Raw genomic sequence first — 21,310 nt, forward strand, 5'->3', positions numbered from 1 at the left:
CTTATGTCTTTGCGTAACCTTGTATTGCTCAGTTTCATCGTTCTGCTCGCCGGCTGTGCCGGCATTGGTTCCCGCGAGGCCGTCCAGGGCCAGGGCAACGCCCAGCAATGGAGCGCCCATAAAGCACAGCTGACCCAGCTTGACGGCTGGGAGATCAACGGAAAGGTCGGCATTCGAGCGCCCAAGGACTCGGGCAGCGGCACCCTCTATTGGTTGCAACGCCAGGACTACTACGACATCCGCCTGTCCGGCCCGCTGGGCCGTGGCGCGGCGCGTCTGACCGGGCGACCGGGCAAGGTCAGCCTGGAAGTGGCCGGCCAAGGCAAATTCGACGCCGACAGCCCCGAATCCCTGCTCCAGGATCAACTGGGCTGGCGGCTGCCAGTGTCCAATCTGGTGTGGTGGGTGCGCGGCCTGCCAGCACCTGAGAGTAAGAGCCGCCTGACCCTGGACGGCAACAGCCACCTGGCCACCCTGGTGCAGGACGACTGGACCGTGGAATACCTCAGCTACACCGAACAGGGGGGCTATGCGCTGCCCGAGCGAATCAAACTGCACGGCCCCGACCTCGATGTGACCCTGGTGGTCAAGGACTGGCAGCCGCGCCGGCTGGGCCAGTGACGCGTATTAAGGACACAGACCTGTGAATTCTCCTCGCCTGACCCTGCCCGCCCCGGCCAAGCTCAACTTGATGTTGCATATTCTGGGTCGCCGCGAAGACGGCTATCACGAACTGCAAACGCTGTTTCAGTTCCTCGACTACGGGGACGAACTGGAATTCGCCCTGCGCGACGACGGTGAAATCAACTTGTGTACGCCCATCGACGGCGTGCCCAACGAAAGCAACTTGATCGTCAAGGCCGCGCGCCGCCTGCAACAGCTGGCCCGCACGCCGCTGGGCGTGGATATCTGGCTCAAGAAAGTGCTGCCCATGGGCGGCGGCATCGGTGGCGGCAGCTCCGATGCCGCTACCACGCTGGTGGCCCTGAACCACTTGTGGCAACTGGGATGGGACGAAGACCTGCTGGCGGAACTGGGCCTGACCCTGGGCGCCGACGTTCCAGTCTTCGTCCGCGGCCATGCGGCGTTTGCCGAAGGCGTGGGTGAAAAACTGACGCCTGTGGACCCGGAAGAGCCGTGGTACCTGGTGCTGGTGCCTCAAGTCTCTGTCAGCACAGTGGAAATTTTTTCCGATCCGTTGTTGACACGTGACTCGCCCCCCATTAAAGTGCGCCCCGTTCTCGAGGGAAACAGTCGTAATGACTGCCAACCTGTAGTCGAGCGTCGTTACCCAGAGGTACGTAACGCATTGAATTTACTGGGTAAATTCACTGAAGCAAAGCTCACAGGAACTGGAAGTTGTGTGTTTGGGGCCTTCCCAAGCAAAGCGGAAGCTGATAGAGTTTCGCACCTTCTTGCAGAGACCCTTACAGGGTTCGTGGCAAAGGGAAGCAACGTTTCGATGTTGCATCGCAAGCTGCAAAGTCTGTTCTAAGAATCGAATGCCCGGCATTCGTAGTTTCAGTTACAGGGGCGTCGCCAAGCGGTAAGGCAGCAGGTTTTGATCCTGCCATGCGTTGGTTCGAATCCAGCCGCCCCTGCCATTTTCCTATACTCATCCAGGTATACCCTCAGCCGGCAGGTACTGCGCGTGTCCAAGATGATGGTCTTTACGGGGAACGCTAACCCCGATCTGGCTCGGCGCGTCGTGCGTCAGCTGCATATCCCACTCGGTGACATTTCTGTCGGCAAATTTTCCGACGGCGAGATCACCGCTGAGATCAATGAAAACGTCCGCGGTAAAGACGTCTTCATCATTCAGCCGACGTGTGCTCCGACCAACGATAACCTGATGGAACTCGTCGTGATGGCTGATGCCTTCCGTCGCTCCTCGGCAACTCGTATCACTGCTGTAATCCCTTATTTCGGTTATGCCCGTCAGGACCGTCGTCCGCGCTCTGCCCGTGTGGCAATCAGCGCGAAAGTCGTGGCCGACATGCTGACCGTGGTCGGGATCGACCGTGTTCTCACGGTCGATCTGCATGCTGACCAGATCCAGGGGTTCTTCGATATTCCGGTCGACAACATCTACGGCTCGCCCGTACTGGTGGACGACATCGAAGATCAACGCTTCGAAAACCTGATGATCGTGTCCCCCGACATTGGCGGCGTCGTGCGTGCACGGGCCGTAGCCAAGTCTCTGGGTGTCGATCTCGGGATCATCGACAAGCGCCGCGAGAAAGCCAATCACTCTGAAGTGATGCATATCATCGGCGACGTCGAAGGGCGTACCTGTATCCTGGTCGATGACATGGTCGACACCGCTGGCACCCTGTGCCACGCGGCGAAAGCCCTGAAAGAGCATGGTGCCGCCAAGGTGTTCGCCTATTGCACGCACCCGGTTCTGTCGGGCCGTGCCATCGAGAACATCGAGAATTCCGTGCTGGACGAACTGGTGGTGACCAACACCATCCCGTTGTCCGCTGCGGCTCAAGCCTGCCCGCGTATCCGTCAACTGGATATCGCACCGGTAGTGGCTGAAGCGGTTCGCCGTATCAGCAACGAAGAATCGATCAGCGCGATGTTCCGCTGAGGGCTTTGCCCTGTGCAGCACATCCGTTGACGTAAAGCGCCCCGCCCCGACAATCCTGTCGGGGCGGGGCTTTTTTGCCCATGTCGCCTTGGCGGCGGTCGCAACCGCCGGGTGAACGTGGTTATCCTGGAGATTCAACATGAACGATTTTACCCTGAATGCAGAAGCGCGTTCCGACCTGGGGAAAGGTGCGAGCCGCCGCCTGCGTCGTCTCGCCAGCCTGGTTCCAGCTGTTGTCTACGGTGGCGAAAAAGCCCCTGAGTCCATCAGCATGCTGGCCAAGGAAGTTGCCAAACTGCTCGAAAACGAAGCGGCTTTCAGCCACGTGATCGAACTGAACGTTGGCGGCACCAAGCAGAACGTCCTGATCAAGGCCCTGCAGCGCCACCCAGCCAAAGGCCACGTCATGCACGCTGACTTCGTCCGCGTCGTTGCCGGCCAGAAACTGACCGCTATCGTGCCGATCCACTTCCTGAACCAGGAAGCTGCAGTGAAGAAAGGCGGCGAGATCTCGCACACCGAGACCGAGCTGGAAGTGACCTGCCTGCCGAAAGACCTGCCTGAGTTCATCGAAGTCGACCTGGCCAACGCTGAAGTCGGCACCATCGTGCACTTGTCCGACCTGACCGCCCCTAAAGGCGTCGAGTTCGTGGCTCTGGCTCACGGTAACGATCTGGCCGTGGCCAACGTTCACCTGCCGCGCATCGCTCCAGAAGAAACCGCAGAAGGCGCTGCCGAGTAATTCGGTACGCTGGAGGCCGGGCTTGTGCGAGAATTCTCGCCCTGCCCTGCCACCAACTGTAAGGAAAGAGCCCCTCGTGACCGCCATACAACTGATCGTGGGTCTAGGTAATCCTGGCCCCGAATACGAACAGACCCGGCATAACGCAGGGGCTCTTTTCGTTGAACGCATCGCCTCGCTCCAGCGTGTAAACCTGGTAGCCGAGCGTAAATATTTCGGCCTGGTGGCAAAATTCAGCCACCAGGGCAGTGATGTTCGTCTGCTGATCCCCACCACCTACATGAACCGCAGTGGCCAGGCTGTCGCGGCCTTGGCGAATTTCTACCGGATACCTCCGGAAGCGATTCTGGTGGCCCACGACGAACTGGATTTGCCTCCGGGCGTGGCCAAGCTCAAAGTGGGCGGCGGGCACGGTGGGCACAACGGCTTGCGCGACATCATCGCGCAGCTGGGCAACAACAATGGCTTTCACCGCCTGCGGCTTGGCATCGGCCACCCGGGTGTCGCCAGCCAGGTGTCCAACTTCGTGCTGGGCCGCGCGCCGCGCGCCGAGCAGGAATTATTGGACACCAGTATCGATTATGCCCTCGGCGTGCTGCCGGATATCTTCGCCGGCGAGTGGAATCGCGCGATGAAAAACCTGCACAGCCAAAAGGCCTGACCCCACAACGAGGCAAGCATCATGGGATTCAACTGCGGTATCGTCGGCCTGCCCAACGTCGGCAAGTCCACCTTGTTCAATGCGCTGACCAAATCCGGTATCGCGGCGGAAAACTTCCCGTTCTGCACCATCGAGCCCAACAGCGGAATCGTGCCGATGCCGGACCCGCGCCTGGAAGCTCTGGCCGCCATCGTCAAGCCCAAGCGCATCATGCCGACCACCATGGAGTTCGTCGACATTGCCGGCCTCGTGGCGGGCGCCTCCAAGGGCGAGGGCCTGGGCAACAAATTTCTGGCCAACATCCGTGAAACCGACGCCATCGCGCATGTGGTGCGCTGTTTCGAAGACGAGAACGTGATTCACGTCGCCAACAGCGTCGACCCCAAGCGCGACATCGAGATCATCGACCTGGAGCTGATTTTCGCCGACCTCGACAGTTGCGAGAAGCAACTGCAGAAAGTCGCGCGCAACGCCAAGGGTGGCGACAAGGATGCAGTGGTGCAGAAAGGCCTGCTCGAGCAGCTGATCGCCCACTTCACCCTCGGCAAGCCGGCCCGCAGCCTGATGAAAAACATGGGCACCGATGAAAAGACCGTGATCCGCGGCTTCCATCTGCTGACCAGCAAGCCGGTGATGTACATCGCCAACGTCGCCGAAGACGGTTTCGACAACAACCCGCTGCTGGACGTGGTGCGGGCCATTGCCGAAGAAGAAGGCGCCATCGTGGTGCCGGTGTGCAACAAGATCGAAGCCGAGATCGCCGAGCTCGACGACGGCGAAGAGAAGGACATGTTCCTCGAAGCCCTGGGCTTTGAAGAACCCGGCCTGAACCGCGTGATCCGCGCCGGCTACGACCTGCTCAACCTGCAGACCTACTTCACCGCCGGCGTCGAAGAAGTCCGCGCCTGGACCGTCAAGGTCGGTGCCACCGGGCCACAGGCCGCCGGGGTGATCCATACCGACTTCGAAAAAGGCTTCATCCGCGCCGAAGTTATCGCCTACAACGACTTCATCCAGTACAACGGCGAAGCCGGTACCAAGGAAGCTGGCAAATGGCGCCTGGAAGGCAAGGAATACATCGTCAAGGATGGTGATGTGATGCACTTCCGCTTTAACGTCTGATCACGTTGATGAAATGAACAAAACCCCCGCCCTGCGGGGGTTTTGTGTTTCTGGGCGGGGTCGACCCGTGGGACATTCCAGGGATGCCCGAAGCGCTTCGGCTGGCATTGCACCCTGTGGGAGATGTCACGATCATGGTCAATCATCCGAGTGCAAACGGCGCAGAATGAGCTTAAGCCACATCGGTATTTCACTTTTCCTGCCCAACGCTTTAACGTGCCTCCGCGCACCACCAATGCTAGCTTGCGCATTATGGCCGACAAAACCTCGCCCGGAGTGAACCAAGCATGAGCGTGACCTCGCTGCACTGGGGCGCGTACCGCCCGCAGGTCGTCAATGGCAAGCTGGAAGCCATGACCCCTGTTGAATGGGATAAAGACCCTTCGCCCATCGGCCTGGGCATGCCGGAGGCCATCACCTCGCCCAGTCGCATCCTGCGACCCGCCGTGCGCCGCAGCTTTCTGGAAAACACCGGCAGCCACCCCGAGCTGCGCGGCCAGGAACCTTTCGTCGAAGTCTCTTGGGAAACAGCCCTGGCGCTGGTAGCCAGCGAACTGCGCCGGGTCAAAGGCGAGCACGGCAATTCGGCGATCTTCGGCGGCAGTTACGGCTGGGGCAGTGCCGGGCGCTTTCACCACGCGCAAAGCCAGTTGCACCGGTTTCTCAATGGCTGGGGCGGGTACACCTACAGCACCGACAGCTACAGCCTCGGCGCCGGGCGGGTGCTGATGCCGCATATCGTCGGCAACATGGACTGGCTGCTGGCCGGACACACGTCCTGGCGCAATCTGGCCGAACACTGCGAACTGTTCGTCGCCTTCGGCGGCTTGCCCGCCAAGAATGCCCAGTGCAGCCCGGGCGGTGCCAGCGATCACCTGCTCCGCTCAGCCGTAGAGCGCATGTCCGAAGCCGGCGTACGCTTCGTCAACGTCAGCCCGCTGCGCGATGATCTGACCGGCGCCCGCCATAACGAATGGCTGGCAGTCCGCCCGGGCAGCGACACCGCCCTGATGCTCGCTCTCGCCTATGTCCTGGTCAGCGAAGACCTGTACGACCCGGCGTTCATCAAGCGCTACACCGTCGGCTTCGAGCGCTTCAAGCCTTACCTGCTGGGGGCTACCGACGGCCAACCGAAGAGTCCGGAATGGGCCGCCGGACTCACCGACCTGCCGGCCGAGCAGATCATCGAGCTGGCTCGGCGCATGGCCCGCCAGCGCACCATGATCAACATTGCCTACTCGCTACAGCGCGCCCAGCACGGCGAACAGCCCTTCTGGATGACCGTGACCCTGGCCGCGCTGCTGGGCCAGATCGGTCTGCCGGGGGGCGGCTTCGGTCTGGGCTACGGCTGCATGAACAACACGGGGAGCGGGCGCAAGGCGTTTTCCGGGCCGCGCTTCTCCCAAGGCGTGAACCCCGTCAAGGACTTCATCCCGGTGGCCCGGGTCAGCGACATGCTGCTCAACCCCGGCACCCCCTTCGAGTACAACGGCAAGCAGCAACGTTATCCGCATATCAAGCTGGTGTACTGGGCGGGTGGCAACATCTTTCACCACCACCAGGACCTGAACCGCCTGCGTACCGCCTGGCAGCGACCGCAAACCATCATCGTCCACGAACAATACTGGACCGCCCAGGCCAAACACGCGGACATCGTGCTGCCGGCCACCACTACGCTGGAGCGTGATGACATCGGCAGTTCTGCCTCCGATCGCTTCATGATCGCCATGAAAAAAGTCATCGAGCCGGTGGGCGAGTCCCGGGATGATTATTCGATTCTGGCCGACCTGGCCGAGCGGCTTGGCTTCGCCCAGGATTTCACTGAAGGCCGCGATGCTGTCGGCTGGCTTCGCCATATCTATGATGAATCCCGTGGCCGGGCCGAGAGTTTCGACATCGCCCTGCCCGAATTCGAGCAGTTCTGGCAGAAGGGTCTGTTCGAGGTGGCGTACCCGGACGCCGACACCGTGCTGCTCGCCGACTTTCGCGCTGACCCTCAGGCCCATCCGCTGCAGACGCCGTCTGGCAAGCTGGAGATTTTCAGTGAACGGATTGCCGGTTTCGACTACGCCGACTGTCCGGGCCACCCGGTCTGGCTGCCGCGCCCGGCATCCAGTCATCCTCTGCACTTGCTGTCCAACCAGCCGAAAACCCGCTTGCACAGCCAGTATGATCATGGTGGCTACAGCCGCGCCTCGAAGATCCAGCAGCGCGAACCCATGACTCTCAACCGTGAAGACGCTCAGGTGCGGGGCATTGCCGACGGCGATGTGGTGCGGGTATTCAACGAGCGTGGCGCGTTTCTCGCCGGGGTCATCCTCAGCGACGCCATCAAGCCGGGCGTGGTGCAGATCGCTACCGGTGCCTGGTATGACCCGCAGGACGTGGCCGCGCCCGACAGCCTGGAAAAGCACGGTAATCCCAATGTGGTGACCGAGGATGTGCGCTCCTCACTCCTCTCCCAGGGTTGCTCGGCGCAGACGGCCTACGTGGAGATCGAAAAATGGCGAGGCGTGTTGCCCGAAGTGACGGCCTTCGAGCCACCCGAGCGGGTCTAGTCTGGCCGCCAATAACGCGCAAGGGCCGCGCGCACTTCGACATGGAAATCGAGGGCCAGGATGGCCATGTCGGGGCGTTCGAGCAGTGATCGGCAATTGTCCGGCAGGTCCAGCGCCTGCCACAGCCCCAACGAAATCGAGTAGGTATGAATCAGCAGTCGGGTGCCCTGGCCCAGTGCCAGTTCGAGCGCAGTGTCGATCACTGCACCGGCAGCATTCAGGCTGGAGATGGCCGCCAACTTGAAGTCCACCAGCCGCTGCAAGTCCGTGTTGCGCTCCAGCACGCTGTAACCCTGTGCTTCGAGCATGAGCATCTGCGGGTGGCTGCGCAGGTGCTCCACATAACGATCCAGAAACAGCTCGATGCGCAAGGCCGCAGGCCGATCTTCCCCACCAAACACTTCATGGACCAGCCCCAGCAGCTGGCCGCGCTCGGCATCGAGCAGCGCCATGAAGATCTCTTCCTTGGTCAGGAAGTACAGGTAAACCGTGCCTTTCGCCAAACCCGCCGCCTCGGCAATGCGGGCAGCGGACGGCAGCTTGCCAGGCTCGGCCAGAAATAATTGCCGGGCAGCCGCCAGAATCGATTCGCGCCGGGCATGCTTGTCGGTCGCGTCCAAGGCGTGTCGAACCATTCGCTAATCTGTCCTTTTACAGGCTGCGCGCCACCTTGAAGCTGACCCGCGAGAGAAACTGGCGGGACAAGAAGCGGCTACTGAAGACCATCAGGCGATTGAGCGCGCCTGCAACGACCGACGATCTTGCCTGAAAAAGAGCCGCCAGACCAACATCCACCACAGGCCGCGGCGCCATCATCATGCGCTTCATGGCCGCATTCGGCGCGCTGCCGGCAGCCGTGAAGAATTCCGTATCGGTCACCCCGGGCGACAGCACACTGACCACCACACCATAGGGCGCCAGCTCGGTGTGCAGCGCCTCGCCGAAGGACAGAACATAAGCCTTGCTGGCAGCGTAGGCCGCAAACATCGGACAAGGCTGGAATGCCGCGACACTGGCCAACAACTGGATATGACCGCCGCCGCGGGCCTTCATCGATGCCGCGAACACCTGGGTCAACTCGGTCAGGCCCAGCACATTGAGGTTGAGCATGGTGGCCAGGCTGGCCGGTGTCTGCTCGAGGAAGTCGCCGATCACGCCCATGCCCGCATTGTTGATCAGCACATCCACCTCGACGCCCTGCCCCATCAGCTCATCCTTGAGCCTGGCTGCTGCGCCTGCCACGCTCAAGTCGACGCTCTGCACCTTGGCGACCACACCATGGCGCGCCTCGATCTCTCTGGCCAGCACGGCCATCGGCTCGATGCGCCGCGCCACCAATACCAGATGGGCGCCACGCTCGGCCAGCGCGTGCGCATACTCTCGACCCATACCGCTGGACGCGCCGGTGACCAGCGCCCACTTGCCTTTTAACGATTGCATGACGACCTCCAAGAGGTGACGGTGTGTGTCACGCACATTAAATGACTGCCGGTCATTTTGTAAAGGAATCCGTCAACCTGGCCTTCGGCCTATCTTCAGGGGTCACTTTCGGCGCACCCACAGACCGCGACCCTACGCCGCATTGATTTTTCACAAAACAAGTTGAACCAATACCAAGGCAAAGTAGGTCAATGATCCTGAGTTGTTAGCAAGCTTACTATTCAGCCCTCTCCCTCAGGACACGGACGACGCAAGGTCGGGGCATCACTCTGGGCTCACTTCGAGGATTTCACCTTGACTACAATCGACAGGCGGAGGCCCCGGGTGACCGGGGTATTGGTGTTGCTGGCGGGATTGGCGCTGGCTGTGGGCGGGGTGTATCTGGCAACCCTTGGCGGAAGCTGGTACTACCTGGTGGCGGGCATTGGCATTGTCCTCACCGGGATCGGCTTGTTCCTCGGCCGGCGCTGGGCGCTGCACCTGTATGCGCTGGTACTGGCCGGTACGGTGATCTGGGCGTTGTACGAAGTCGGGCTGCGGGGCTGGGAGTTGGAGCCGCGAATGTTGGTACCGACCTGCCTGGGCATCTACCTGCTGTTCCCCTGGGTGGTCAACCGATTGGGCAGTGAGCCTTCACGGGGCCGCTTGCCGCTGGGTCTGGCGGTGGTGTTCGCAATCGTCGTCGGCGGTCTGTCGCTGACGCAGTCGCCCGGCATCAACGGCACCTTGCCTGCTCAAGCCAACACGCCAGACGACCATGACACTTCGGTGGCCGACAGCGATTGGCAGTTCTACGGCCGCACCCCCAGGGGCGACCGTTTCTCACCGCTGGCCCAGATCAACACCAGCAACATCAGCCACCTGAAAGTCGCTTGGCAAGCACGAACAGGCGACACCATGCGTCCTGGAGAAGACGTGGGGGGCACCGATGCCGGTCACGAATTCAATTTCGAAGACACCCCGACCAAGGTGGGCAACACCCTGTACGTGTGCACTGGGCACAGTTGGGTGGTAGCGCTGGATGCGAAGACCGGTCAGCAGAAATGGTCGTTCAACCCCAAGGCTGACACGGATGCCGACGTCTATCTGGCATGCCGTGGCGTGGCCTACTACGAAGCGCCCAAAGGCGTTGCCACCGATTGCCCGACCCGCATCATCGCACCCGTACTGGATGCCCGGGTGATGGCGCTGAACGCCGAAACCGGCAAGCCCTGCGAGGACTTCGGCGAACACGGCTTCATCTCCTTGACCCAGTACCTGGGCCACGTACAGAAGGGTTTTCACTTCGTCACTTCGCCGCCCATGGTGCTGCATGACCGGCTGATACTGGGTGGCTGGGTCTGGGATAACCAGGCCGAACATGAACCCTCGGGCGCCATCCGCGCCTTCAACCCTATCACCGGTGCGCTGACTTGGGCCTGGGACGTCGGGCATGAGCCACACAACTGGAAACCGGGCCCCAACGACGAGCTTACCCGCGGCACCCCTAACGCCTGGGGCGTCTACACCGCCGACGCCGACCTGGGCCTGGTGTATTTACCGCTCGGTAACGCGACTCCGGACTATTTTGGCGGTCATCGGCGGCCGTTCGATGAAAAATACAACAGCTCCATCGTGGCCCTGGATATCGCCACAGGTGAAGAGCGCTGGCACTTTCAGACCACCCACCATGACCTGTGGGACATGGACCTGCCCATCGGCCCGTCACTGGTGAATGTGCCGGACCCGGCCAATGCCGGCAGCAGCATCCCCGCTCTGGTGCAGACCAACAAGCGCGGCGAGTTCTTCATGCTGGACCGGCGCAACGGCCTGCCCATCGCCAAAGTGGAAGAAAAGCCGGTGCCCCAAGGGGCGGTGGCTGGCGACTACACATCGCCCACCCAGCCCTACTCCACCGGTCTGCCTTCGGTCACACCGGCCGACCTGACGGAGAAGCACCTGTGGGGGGCGACACCTTTCGATCAGATGCTGTGCCGGATCGAATTCAAGTCCTATAACTACCAGGGCCAGTTCACCCCGCCCGGGCTCAAGCCCACCATCGTCTACCCTGCGTTCGATGGGGTCATCGACTGGATGGGTGCTTCCATCGACCCGAATCAGAAAGTCCTTGTAGCAAACTCCAACTACATTCCATTCATCATCCAACTGATTCCACGCGACGCCAGGAAACAGGTGCCTGCCTGGGATGGCAAGGGTGACCAACCCGCCAACAAGAGCGCGTATGCCCCGCAGTACGGCACGCCGTATGTGGGCAGCGTGCACCCGTGGCTGAACCCGGTCGGCGTGCCATGCAACTCGCCGCCGTGGGGCACGCTGACCGCCATCGATTTGAAGAGCCGTTCGATTGTCTGGCAGCACCCGGTCGGTACCACGCGCGATACAGGCCCCTTGGGCACCCACACGAACCTGCCGTTCAATACCGGGATTTTCAATATTGGCGGCAACATGGTAACCAAGGGTGGACTGGTGTTCATGGGCGCCACCGCCGACAACTATTTGCGCGCCTTCGATGAACGCACTGGCGAGATCGTCTGGAAGGATCGCCTGCCGGCCGGTGGTCAGGCCACGCCGATGTCGTACTCGGTCGACGGCAAACAGTTCGTGGTGATTGCCGCTGGCGGTCACGGCGGGCTGGGCACGAAGTCCGGCGACTATGTCATCGCCTACAGCCTGGATGACAACGCCCGTCAATGAGGATTCAGCGGCGGGGAGATTGCCCCGCCGCTGAATAAACAAAAAGACACTTCGCCACTGAATCAACCCTGACAAAAATGAAGGTTTTCCTTCAACTTTTCATTATTCATTTACGGGATAGACAATATCTTGAAAATCTATGATCATCCGCGACCATCTGTCGCGTACCCTCCTGCGACCGCTCTATTCCGGGCCTGAAGATTTATTCATTAACACCAGGCGCGGAGTACCGGAAGACTGAAGAATGGAGGGAAGTTCAGCCCCCGAAGTTCCGTTAAATCTTCTTTAACGCGCCGCTGCTGTTATCGGGTGTGGCGGCCTGAAGCAACTAACAAAAATGCGCAACCGAGTCGGTCGTGCACGGATAACACCATGGAGCCCCCAATATGCCTCGCACCCAAATTCGCCAGCCGCGCCAGCGCCAGGCACTCACTCTGCTGCTGTCCCTCTGCGCTGCCTCCAGCTGGACCGTGAGCGCCCAGGCAGCCGATGCGTTTGCGGTCGACTCGCCGTGGATGACTGGCGACTGGGGGGGCCTGCGCACCGACCTGTTGAACAAGGGTGTGGACATCGTGATGGGCTACACCGGCGAATCGGCCAGCAGCCTGCACGGCGGCTACAAGAAGAACGACCGTGCCACCCGCTACGCCGACCAGTGGAACATCGGGGCCAACCTCGATCTGCAAAAACTCATGGGCTGGAACGACGCGGCCGCCAGCCTCTCGATCACCAACCGTAACGGCGACAACCTCAACGAGCAGATCAACGATCCTCGTGCGTCGTTCATGGGTTCCACCCAGGAAATCCAGGGTCGCGGCAGCGTCACCCGCCTGAGCGAATTGTGGATCAGCAAAGGCTGGTTCGACGACAAGCTGAGCGTCAAGGTCGGCCGTCAGGCGGTCAGCGACGAATTCGCTGTGGAAGATTGCTCCTTCCAGGGCCTGGCGTTCTGTGGCTCGCAGCCAGGCAACTATGTCGACAGCATCTACAACGGCCCGATCAGTCAGTGGGCGGCCCGTGTGCGTTACCGCTTCACCGACGAGATCTACGCCCAGATCGGTGCGTTCAACATCAATCCGTCGGACCTGGACAACGACAACGGCTTCAAGCTCAACGGTTCGGGCACCAAGGGTACCCTGGTACCGGTCGAACTGGTCTGGGCACCCAAAGTCAACAAGCTGCCGGGTGAATACCGCGTCGGCTACTACCACAGCACTGCCGACGCCACGGACGTCTACCATGACGTCAACGGCCAGTCGGCCGGCTTGACCGGCGATGCCTACCGCACTGACTCCGGCCGTCATGGCGGCTGGCTGGTGGCCAAGCAGCAGCTGACTTCGGTCGACGGCGATATTTCCCGCGGCTTGACCGTCACCGCGAGCGCCACCTTCCAGGACCGCCAGACCACCGCCGTGGACAGCTACCAGAAGGTCGAACTGGTCTACAAAGGCCCGTTCAATGCCCGTCCGGCTGACAGCCTGGGCTTCGGTATCGCACGCATCCACGCCAGCTCCGAGTTCCTGCGCAATGCTCGCAACGCTAACGAGGCAAGCGGCCTGAGCTATGGCGATGCCGGTTATGTGCCAGAGCAACACACTGAAGTGGCCACCGAGCTGAACTACGGCATCCAGGCGACCAAGTGGGTGCAGATCATGCCTAACCTGCAGTGGATCCGCGACCCGGACGGCGTGCGTGAAACCAACAATGCGTTGGTGTTCGGCATGCAGGTCACCTCGGTGTTCTGATGCCACCCCAGACCTGGAGGAGCGAGCTTGCTCGGTCCTCCAGGGTTACCCCTGAGGCGTAGCGATTCAATTACGCCGTAACGAATTCTTGACACCCGCCTCACTCACTCGTTTCGGGGCACTGACCCCGCGAACGCCCCCCGCTGTAGCGATTTCATTACATCCGAGCTTTCCCCAGCTTCGGCCAACTGCCCGTATTCATTGGCCTGACCCAGTTGGCAACGAACTTGCTATCCAACTCATCAATTACGCCGTTGCCTGCTGCGATTACGCAGGCCTTTGAGGAGTCTGGATGAGTCAGTTGCGCTTCACCGCCGAACACGAATGGCTGCGCGCCGAAACCGATGGCACTGTCACTGTGGGCATCACCCCCTTTGCCCAGGACGCCCTGGGTGACGTGGTTTTCGTGCAGTTACCCGATCTTGCCAGCTACGCCAAAAATGCCGAAGTCTCGGTAGTGGAATCGGTGAAAGCCGCCAGCAGCATCAACATGCCGCTGGACGGCAATGTAGTGGCTATCAACACCCTGCTCAACGATGCCCCCGAACTCGTCAACGAAGAACCCTTGGGCAGCGGCTGGTTTTTCCGCTTCGTCCCCACAGACACCCAACAGGTCGAAGCACTTCTCGACCAACAAGCCTACGATGATTTGATCAGCGCCCAAGGTTGAGGACACAGCACATGACGCAACACACTGCCCTGAGTTCGGTAGCCCTGAGCACCGACAACGAATTCATTGCCCGCCACATCGGCCCGCGTCCTGCCGACGAGCTGGCCATGCTCAAGACCCTGGGGCATGACAGCCTCGAGTCCCTGAGCGCCAGCGTCATCCCCCAGAGCATCAAAGGCACCAGCGTGCTGAGCATGGACGCCGGACAGAGCGAAGCCGAGGCGCTGGCGGCCATCAAGGCCATTGCCCAGCGCAACGAACTGTTCAAGAACTGGATTGGCCAGGGTTACTACAACACCCACACACCGGCACCGATCCTGCGCAATCTGCTGGAAAATCCGGCTTGGTACACCGCCTACACGCCTTATCAACCGGAAATTTCCCAAGGCCGACTGGAATCACTGCTCAACTTCCAGACCCTGATCAGCGACCTCACCGGTCTGCCGATCGCCAACGCTTCGCTGCTCGACGAGGCCACCGCTGCGGCCGAGGCCATGACCTTCTGCAAGCGCCTGAGCAAGAACAAGAACGGCCATGCCTTCTTCGCATCCAGCCACTGCCACCCGCAAACCCTGGATGTGTTACGCACCCGCGCCGAGCCGCTGGGCATCGAAATCGTGGTGGGTGACGAACTGACCCTGAGCGATGTCAGCCCGTTCTTCGGCGCCCTGCTGCAATACCCGGCCAGCAACGGCGATGTGCTCGACCACAGCGCGCTGGTCGAACGCTTCCATAGCGTCAATGCACTGGTGGCCGTGGCCGCCGACCTGCTGGCCCTGACTTTGCTGACCCCACCTGGCGAGTTCGGTGCCGACGTGGCCATCGGCAGCGCCCAGCGCTTTGGCGTACCACTGGGTTTTGGTGGCCCGCATGCGGCCTACTTCTCCACCCGTGACGCGTTCAAGCGCGACATGCCCGGGCGCCTGGTCGGCATGTCCATCGACCGTCATGGCAAGCCGGCCCTGCGCCTGGCCATGCAGACCCGCGAGCAACATATCCGCCGCGAGAAAGCCACCAGCAACATCTGCACCGCCCAGGTGCTGTTGGCCAACATCGCCAGCATGTACGCTGTGTACCACGGCCCGGCCGGCCTGCAACAGATCGCTCGGCGCACCCACGCGCTCACTGCGATTCTGGCCGACGGCTTCAACGCGCTCGGCGTGACGGTCGAGCAGCAGCATTTCTTCGACACGCTGACCTTGGCCACCGGCAGCGCCACTGCCCCGCTGCATGCCAAAGCCCACGCCGTCGGCATCAACCTGCGGGAAATCGATGGCGAACGCCTCGGCGTGTCGCTCGATGAAACCAGCACCCAGGCCGACGTCGAGGCCCTGTGGGCCGTGTTCGGCAGCGCACCGTCCTTCGCCGCGCTGGCCGATGCCGTGCAGAGCCGTCTGCCCGAAGCCCTGCTGCGCCAGTCGCCGATCCTGACCCACCCGGTGTTCAACCGCTATCACTCCGAAACCGAGCTGATGCGCTACCTGCGCCGCCTCGCCGACAAGGACCTGGCGCTGGACCGCACCATGATCCCGCTGGGCTCGTGCACCATGAAGCTCAATGCCGCCAGCGAAATGATCCCGGTGACCTGGGCCGAGTTCGGCAACCTGCACCCCTTTGCGCCGGCGGAGCAAAGCCAGGGCTACCAACAGCTCACCCAGGAACTGGAACAGATGTTGTGCGCGGCGACCGGCTACGATGCCGTGTCCTTGCAGCCCAACGCCGGCTCCCAGGGCGAATACGCGGGCCTTCTGGCCATCCGCGCCTATCACCAGAGCCGTGGCGAAGACCGCCGCGACATCTGCCTGATCCCCTCCTCGGCCCACGGCACCAACCCGGCGACTGCGCACATGGCCGGTATGCGCGTGGTGGTCACCGCCTGCGATGCCCGCGGCAATGTCGACGTCGAGGACCTGCGTGCCAAGGCCCTCGAACATCGCGACCAGCTTGCTGCACTGATGATCACCTACCCGTCGACCCACGGTGTGTTCGAGGAAGCGATCCGCGAGATCTGCGCCATCGTTCACGACAACGGCGGCCAGGTGTATATCGACGGCGCCAACATGAACGCCATGGTCGGCCTCTGCGCCCCCGGACAGTTCGGTGGCGACGTGTCGCACCTCAACCTGCACAAGACCTTCTGCATTCCCCACGGCGGCGGTGGCCCGGGTGTCGGCCCGATCGGCGTCAAGTCGCACCTGGCACCGTTCCTGCCAGGGCACGCGACCATGGCCCGCAAGCAAGGTGCGGTCTGCGCCGCGCCCTTCGGCAGCGCCAGCATCCTGCCCATCACCTGGATGTACATCCGCATGATGGGCGGCGCCGGTCTGACCCGCGCCTCGCAACTGGCCATCCTCAATGCCAACTACATTGCCCGGCGTCTGGAAGAGCACTACCCGGTGCTCTACACCGGCAGCAATGGCCTGGTGGCCCACGAATGCATCCTCGACCTGCGCCCACTCAAGGACAGCAGTGGCATCAGCGTCGATGACGTGGCCAAGCGCCTGATCGACTTCGGTTTCCACGCACCGACCATGTCGTTCCCTGTGGCCGGCACCTTGATGATCGAGCCGACGGAAAGCGAGTCCCGTGAAGAACTGGACCGTTTCTGCGATGCCATGGTCAAGATCCGCGAGGAAATCCGCGCCGTGGAAGAAGGACGCCTGGATGCCACGGACAACCCGTTGAAAAATGCGCCGCACACCGCCGAGGAAATGGTCGGCGAGTGGACTCACCCCTACAGCCGAGAACAGGCCGTGTACCCGCTGCCGTCGTTGGTGCAAAACAAATACTGGCCGCCGGTGGGTCGGGTCGACAACGTGTTCGGTGACCGCAACCTGGTGTGCGCCTGCCCGTCCATCGAGGCTTATCAAGAGGCGTGAAGACGCCATCGCGGGCTTCGCACACGCCTCTGTGAGGACCTGCAAAACCCGCGATAAGCCCCACAAAGGAATCCCCCATGTCCACGGACATCCTGCAACAAACCCCGCTGCACGCCCTGCACCTCGAGCTCGGCGCGCGTATGGTCCCCTTCGCCGGGTACGACATGCCGGTCCAGTACCCCTTGGGGGTGCTCAAGGAGCACCTGCACACCCGCGAACAGGCGGGCCTGTTCGACGTCTCGCACATGGGCCAGATCCGCCTGCGCGGCGCGGGCGCCGCCGCTGCACTGGAAAGCCTGGTGCCGGTGGACATCATCGACCTGCCCGTGGGCCTGCAGCGCTATGCGCTGTTCACCAACGAGCGAGGCGGCATCCTCGATGACCTGATGGTCGCCAACCTGGGCAATGACACCTTGATGCTGGTAGTCAACGCCGCGTGCAAGGATCAAGACCTGGCCCACCTGCGCCAGCATCTGGCCGGACAGTGCGACATCGAGCCGTTGTTCCAGGAGCGCGCGCTGCTGGCCCTGCAAGGTCCGGAAGCCGTCACGGTATTGTCCCGGCTGGCGCCGGAAGTGGCGAGCATGACCTTCATGCAGTTCACCACGGTGTCGTTGTTGGGTGTGGACTGCTACGTCAGCCGCTCCGGGTATACCGGTGAGGACGGCTACGAGATTTCGGTTCCCGCCGCTCAGGCCGAAGTCCTGGCTCGGCGTCTGCTGCAAGAGCCGGAAGTCGCTCCTGTCGGCCTCGGCGCTCGCGACTCGTTACGTCTGGAAGCCGGTCTGTGCCTGTACGGCCATGACATGAACGAACAGATCACCCCGATCGAAGCCAGCCTGCTGTGGGCAATATCGAAAACCCGCCGGGTCGACGGCGCCCGTGCTGGCGGCTTTCCCGGCAGCGCCGCAATCTTCGCCCAGCAGGCGGCCAGCGTGGTGCGCAAGCGCGTGGGCCTGCTGCCTCAGGAGCGCACACCCGTGCGGGAAGGGGCCGAGCTGGTGGACGATGCGGGGCAGGTCATCGGCAGCGTCTGCAGCGGCGGTTTCGGCCCGACACTGGGGGCGCCGGTGGCAATGGGTTATGTCGACCTTGCCCACAGCCCATTGGACACCTCAGTTTGGGCCCTGGTGCGCGGCAAGCGGGTGGCGGTGAAGGTCAGCCGCATGCCGTTTGTGCCACAGCGCTACGTTCGCACCTGAAAAGGGTCGGAAGTGACGCCTTTTGGCGCCTTCGTCCTACAGCGGCACCGATGTTGTGCAATTAAAATGTCACCTTTGCAGCGTCGGAAAAAAAGCGTCTGAAACTCGACAAAAAGAACTAAAAGCCCTGTTTCAGAGGGCTTGTTTTTCTGGCGGAAGTTGGCGTAGAGTTTCCCTACTGTGTTTGCATGGGTCGCGAGGATGGTGACCTGGGCAGTAGCTCTGAGCTTTGCTACAACCCGTTCGACGTCTGTTGTTTTCCTGCAATGCAGCCCCAGTAATCTTCCAGGTGGAAGACGCTGTTATTAATTTCAAGTTCCAAGGGAAAGAGCTATGTCGACTCGTCAGAGCGGTACCGTCAAGTGGTTTAACGACGAAAAAGGTTTTGGTTTTATCACTCCAGAGAGCGGGCCAGATCTGTTCGTCCACTTCCGCGCCATCCAGGGCAACGGCTTCAAAAGCCTGAAAGAAGGCCAGAAAGTGACCTTCGTTGCCGTGCAAGGCCAGAAGGGCATGCAGGCTGACGAAGTCCAAGCCGAAGCCTGATTCGCCGCATTCACAAAAAAGCCCCCTGCTGGCGACAGCAGGGGGCTTTTTTGTGGGCAGAGCTCTATTTCAATGGGACAACGTAGTCGCCCGCGACAAGGCCATCGCGGGCGACTACCCATCACCCCGCCCGGCGCAGCAACCAAAACCCTGCCAACGCACAGACCGCTGCCGGCCCGGCCACCGCCAACAGCGGCGTGAAGCCGAACACCAGGCTCGATGGCCCCAGCAAGTCTTGAACAATCTTGAACACAAAGCCCACCAGTACCCCGGTAAATACGCGCTGACCGAGGGTCACCGAGCGCAGCGGGCCAAAAATGAACGAGATTGCCATCAGCACCAGGGCCGCCGTGACCAGCGGCTGCAGAACCTTGGTCCAGAACGCCAGCCAGTACTTGCCATTGTTCAGGCCTTGATCGGACAGGTATTGGATGTAGCTCCACAAGCCGCTGATGGACAGTGCCTCGGGCGGTACGACGACGGTATCCAGCAATTGCGGGGTCAGGCTCACCACCCAAGGCAGGGATGCGCTGGTGACGATTTCCGTACTGTTCTCGTGAAACAGGGTAGTCGTGACATCGCTCAGCACCCACTTGCCGTCGGTGTACTGCGCCTTCTTGGCAAACCCGGCCTCCAGCAGGTGGCGCTGATCGTCAAACGTGTAACGGGTCACACCCAGCAGCAGGCCTTTGGGCTGTACGGCGTTGATATGGATGAACTGCTCACCCTCGCGGTGCCATACGCCGTGCCGTCCAGTCTGCGCGTCGCCCTGTCCCTGCAGGAACGAGCGCTGTGCCTGGGCGATATTCTCCAGCGGCGGAGCAATGTATTCGCCGACCAGCACACCGCAGACCATCAACAGCAGCATCGGCTTCATTACCGACCAGACAATGCGCCCGATCGAAACCCCGGCCGCGCGCATGATGGTCAGCTCACTGCTGCTGGCCAGCGCGCCCAGGCCGACCAGGCAGCCGATCAAGGACGCCATGGGCAGTTGGTCATACATCCGTCGCGGGGCGGTCATCAAGACGAAAATGCCGGCATCGGACGCGGTATAGGCTGCGGTAACGTCACTCATTTCATCAATGAAGGCGAACAGCGAAGCCAGCCCGAGAATGATCCCCAGTACCGCCAGGATGGCCGTCAGCACGCTGCGGCCGATGTAACGGTCGAGCTTACGCATGGCCGATCTCCCGTGCCGCGCGGCGACTCGCCAGCTTGAGTCTCAGTGGCTCCCAGTACATCAGGCCGATGCCGATCACCAGGAAGATTGCGTGCACCCACCACAAGCCCAGGGACTGGGGGATGCGGCCCTTCTCGAGCGCGCCACGGGCCGAAATCAGAATCGTCAGGTAAGACATGTACAGAAGGATCGCCGGCAGCAGCTTGAGGAAACGACCCTGACGCGGATTGGCCCGGGACAGCGGTACCGCCATCAAGGTGACGATGAACACCAGCAACGGCAACGAAATGCGCCACTGCAACTCGGCCTTGTCACCGTCGGGCTTGAGCAGCGAGGACGTTGGCAGGGCGTCCTTTTCCGTCACGTCATCGGTGACGTCGGGCTTGGGCAGCAGCACGCCGTAGGTGTCGTACTTGATGGAGCGGTAGTTGGCCTCGCCCGGATTGCCGTCGTAGCGGTAGCCGTTGGTGAGGATCAGGAAGCGGGTGCCGTCCGGGTGGGTTTCCTGGCGCCCCTTTTCACCGACCAGCACGGTGATGCCTTCATCTTTTTTCTGAGTCTGGGACAGGCGCTTCTGCGAAATGAACACGTTGCCCATGTTGACCCGATCTTCGGTCAGGGTCTCGGTGTAGGTCACCCGGCTGCCGTCGCGCAAGGCCTGGAAGCGACCCGGCACCAAGGTATCGAACTCGGTCAGCGCATCCTGCTGGTTGAGCAGTTGGGCAAACCGTGCCGCACCTTGCGGGGCCAGACTGAACGACAGCCAGGCCACGATCAGGGCGACCAGCAACGCCGGCACCATGGTGATCGCCAGCAAGCGCTGCTGGCTCATCCCGGTGGCCGAGAGCACGGTCATTTCGCTTTCCAGGTACAACCGGCCATAGGCCAGCAGTATCCCGAGGAATAACCCCAGCGGCAGGATCAAGGTCAGGAAGCCGGGCATCCGGAACCCCATGATCATGAACAGGGAACTGGGGTCCAGTGCGCCCGAAGCCGCCTGGGCCAGGTACTTGATGAAGCGTCCACTCATGATGATGACCAGCAGCACCGCACTGACGGCGCTCATGGTGACCAGGACTTCACGGGACAGATAGCGAGAGACGATCAAACCAGACACTCCAGGTTGTCGAGCCAGAAAGACCCGACAAGCAATACACGACAGGCCCGCAGCCGGGGCAACCCGCAACGCAGAGCTCGCGAAAAATTTGGCGCATTATCCTGTGAATGCCCCTGCCTGTCACTTGGCATAGGGCATTGCTGCTCAATGCCTTTATC

General features: G+C 61.6%; 17 protein-coding genes and 1 tRNA gene. 14 read left to right on the top strand and 4 right to left on the bottom strand.

All coding sequences use genetic code 11. The features are described 5' to 3' along the window. Nucleotides 1-3 precede the first annotated feature (3 nt). The 8 genes from lolB to HB675_RS01370 all read left to right on the top strand — a co-directional run bounded on the left by lolB (nt 4) and on the right by HB675_RS01370 (nt 7,676). Nucleotides 4-621: a lipoprotein insertase outer membrane protein LolB gene (gene lolB / locus HB675_RS01335; RefSeq protein WP_213875286.1), complete on the top strand. Its 618-nt coding sequence runs from the start codon at nt 4-6 to the stop codon at nt 619-621. A 70-nt stretch (nt 622-691) separates the two neighbouring features. Continuing rightward, complete coding sequence (gene ispE, locus HB675_RS01340) at nt 692-1,495, top strand: 4-(cytidine 5'-diphospho)-2-C-methyl-D-erythritol kinase (RefSeq protein ID WP_218626393.1); 804 nt, start codon at nt 692-694, stop codon at nt 1,493-1,495. 34 nt (nt 1,496-1,529) lie between these two features. Beyond that, nucleotides 1,530-1,604, top strand: a tRNA-Gln gene (locus tag HB675_RS01345). A 47-nt stretch (nt 1,605-1,651) separates the two neighbouring features. Continuing rightward, entirely contained in the window at nt 1,652-2,593 is a 942-nt protein-coding gene (locus tag HB675_RS01350) for a ribose-phosphate diphosphokinase (protein WP_213875288.1), read from the top strand. A gap of 139 nt (nt 2,594-2,732) precedes the next feature. Next, nucleotides 2,733-3,335 (top strand): 50S ribosomal protein L25/general stress protein Ctc, encoded by a 603-nt coding sequence (locus HB675_RS01355; protein WP_213875289.1) that lies wholly within the window; start codon nt 2,733-2,735, stop codon nt 3,333-3,335. A gap of 76 nt (nt 3,336-3,411) precedes the next feature. Next, complete coding sequence (gene pth, locus HB675_RS01360; RefSeq protein WP_213875290.1) at nt 3,412-3,996, top strand: aminoacyl-tRNA hydrolase; 585 nt, start codon at nt 3,412-3,414, stop codon at nt 3,994-3,996. 21 nt (nt 3,997-4,017) lie between these two features. Next, entirely contained in the window at nt 4,018-5,118 is a 1,101-nt protein-coding gene (ychF, locus tag HB675_RS01365; protein WP_213875291.1) for a redox-regulated ATPase YchF, read from the top strand. Nucleotides 5,119-5,405: 287 nt separating this feature from the next. Continuing rightward, nucleotides 5,406-7,676 carry a molybdopterin guanine dinucleotide-containing S/N-oxide reductase gene (locus HB675_RS01370; protein ID WP_213875292.1) on the top strand — a complete coding sequence of 757 codons (2,271 nt, stop codon included), beginning with the start codon at nt 5,406-5,408 and terminating at the stop codon, nt 7,674-7,676. On the opposite strand, the gene HB675_RS01375 is transcribed toward HB675_RS01370, so the two are convergent. Then, nucleotides 7,673-8,311, bottom strand: coding sequence for a TetR family transcriptional regulator (locus HB675_RS01375; RefSeq protein WP_213875293.1), 639 nt, complete (start codon nt 8,309-8,311; stop codon nt 7,673-7,675). The two genes, HB675_RS01370 and HB675_RS01375, sit on opposite strands and share 4 nt — an antisense overlap. 16 nt (nt 8,312-8,327) lie before the next feature. Next, nucleotides 8,328-9,116: an SDR family oxidoreductase gene (locus tag HB675_RS01380; RefSeq protein WP_213875294.1), complete on the bottom strand. Its 789-nt coding sequence runs from the start codon at nt 9,114-9,116 to the stop codon at nt 8,328-8,330. 324 nt (nt 9,117-9,440) lie between these two features. Between HB675_RS01380 and HB675_RS01385 the strand changes: the two genes are divergently transcribed. From HB675_RS01385 to HB675_RS01410, 6 genes are all read left to right on the top strand, one after another. Beyond that, the gene (locus HB675_RS01385) at nt 9,441-11,810 is read left to right on the top strand and encodes a membrane-bound PQQ-dependent dehydrogenase, glucose/quinate/shikimate family (protein ID WP_345945740.1); all 2,370 of its coding nucleotides are present in this window, start codon (nt 9,441-9,443) and stop codon (nt 11,808-11,810) included. Between the two features lie 386 nt (nt 11,811-12,196). Beyond that, complete coding sequence (locus HB675_RS01390; RefSeq protein WP_213875296.1) at nt 12,197-13,555, top strand: carbohydrate porin; 1,359 nt, start codon at nt 12,197-12,199, stop codon at nt 13,553-13,555. 292 nt (nt 13,556-13,847) lie between these two features. Next, nucleotides 13,848-14,225, top strand: coding sequence for a glycine cleavage system protein GcvH (gene gcvH / locus HB675_RS01395; protein ID WP_213875297.1), 378 nt, complete (start codon nt 13,848-13,850; stop codon nt 14,223-14,225). Between the two features lie 11 nt (nt 14,226-14,236). After that, nucleotides 14,237-17,104: an aminomethyl-transferring glycine dehydrogenase gene (gene gcvP / locus HB675_RS01400; RefSeq protein WP_213875298.1), complete on the top strand. Its 2,868-nt coding sequence runs from the start codon at nt 14,237-14,239 to the stop codon at nt 17,102-17,104. Nucleotides 17,105-17,181: 77 nt separating this feature from the next. Next, nucleotides 17,182-18,306, top strand: coding sequence for a glycine cleavage system aminomethyltransferase GcvT (gene gcvT, locus HB675_RS01405; protein ID WP_213875299.1), 1,125 nt, complete (start codon nt 17,182-17,184; stop codon nt 18,304-18,306). A gap of 333 nt (nt 18,307-18,639) precedes the next feature. Then, on the top strand, nt 18,640-18,852 hold the full coding sequence (locus tag HB675_RS01410; protein ID WP_003227496.1) for a cold-shock protein: 213 nt from the start codon (nt 18,640-18,642) through the stop codon (nt 18,850-18,852). A 121-nt stretch (nt 18,853-18,973) separates the two neighbouring features. Here HB675_RS01410 and lptG read toward each other — a convergent pair whose 3' ends face one another. Both lptG and lptF read right to left on the bottom strand, forming a co-directional pair. Then, nucleotides 18,974-20,035, bottom strand: coding sequence for an LPS export ABC transporter permease LptG (gene lptG / locus HB675_RS01415; RefSeq protein ID WP_213875300.1), 1,062 nt, complete (start codon nt 20,033-20,035; stop codon nt 18,974-18,976). After that, nucleotides 20,028-21,143: an LPS export ABC transporter permease LptF gene (gene lptF, locus HB675_RS01420; protein WP_213875301.1), complete on the bottom strand. Its 1,116-nt coding sequence runs from the start codon at nt 21,141-21,143 to the stop codon at nt 20,028-20,030. The genes lptG and lptF overlap by 8 nt, the downstream gene beginning before the upstream one ends. Between the last annotated feature and the right edge of the window lie 167 nt (nt 21,144-21,310).

It is taken from the genome of Pseudomonas sp. dw_358 (assembly GCF_018449655.1).
Lineage (GTDB): Bacteria > Pseudomonadota > Gammaproteobacteria > Pseudomonadales > Pseudomonadaceae > Aquipseudomonas.

What these genes read in the sequence shown, in the direction of transcription:
- ychF (WP_213875291.1), top strand. Translation starts at nt 4,018, where the DNA reads ATGGGATTCAACTGCGGTATCGTCGGCCTGCCCAACGTCGGCAAGTCC.
- ispE (WP_218626393.1), top strand. Translation starts at nt 692, where the DNA reads ATGTTGCATATTCTGGGTCGCCGCGAAGACGGCTATCACGAACTGCAA.
- HB675_RS01370 (WP_213875292.1), top strand. Translation starts at nt 5,406, where the DNA reads ATGAGCGTGACCTCGCTGCACTGGGGCGCGTACCGCCCGCAGGTCGTC.
- HB675_RS01375 (WP_213875293.1), bottom strand. Translation starts at nt 8,311, where the DNA reads ATGGTTCGACACGCCTTGGACGCGACCGACAAGCATGCCCGGCGCGAA.
- HB675_RS01410 (WP_003227496.1), top strand. Translation starts at nt 18,640, where the DNA reads ATGTCGACTCGTCAGAGCGGTACCGTCAAGTGGTTTAACGACGAAAAA.
- HB675_RS01390 (WP_213875296.1), top strand. Translation starts at nt 12,197, where the DNA reads ATGCCTCGCACCCAAATTCGCCAGCCGCGCCAGCGCCAGGCACTCACT.
- HB675_RS01355 (WP_213875289.1), top strand. Translation starts at nt 2,733, where the DNA reads ATGAACGATTTTACCCTGAATGCAGAAGCGCGTTCCGACCTGGGGAAA.
- gcvH (WP_213875297.1), top strand. Translation starts at nt 13,848, where the DNA reads ATGAGTCAGTTGCGCTTCACCGCCGAACACGAATGGCTGCGCGCCGAA.
- gcvP (WP_213875298.1), top strand. Translation starts at nt 14,237, where the DNA reads ATGACGCAACACACTGCCCTGAGTTCGGTAGCCCTGAGCACCGACAAC.
- gcvT (WP_213875299.1), top strand. Translation starts at nt 17,182, where the DNA reads ATGTCCACGGACATCCTGCAACAAACCCCGCTGCACGCCCTGCACCTC.
- HB675_RS01380 (WP_213875294.1), bottom strand. Translation starts at nt 9,116, where the DNA reads ATGCAATCGTTAAAAGGCAAGTGGGCGCTGGTCACCGGCGCGTCCAGC.
- lolB (WP_213875286.1), top strand. Translation starts at nt 4, where the DNA reads ATGTCTTTGCGTAACCTTGTATTGCTCAGTTTCATCGTTCTGCTCGCC.
- lptG (WP_213875300.1), bottom strand. Translation starts at nt 20,035, where the DNA reads ATGCGTAAGCTCGACCGTTACATCGGCCGCAGCGTGCTGACGGCCATC.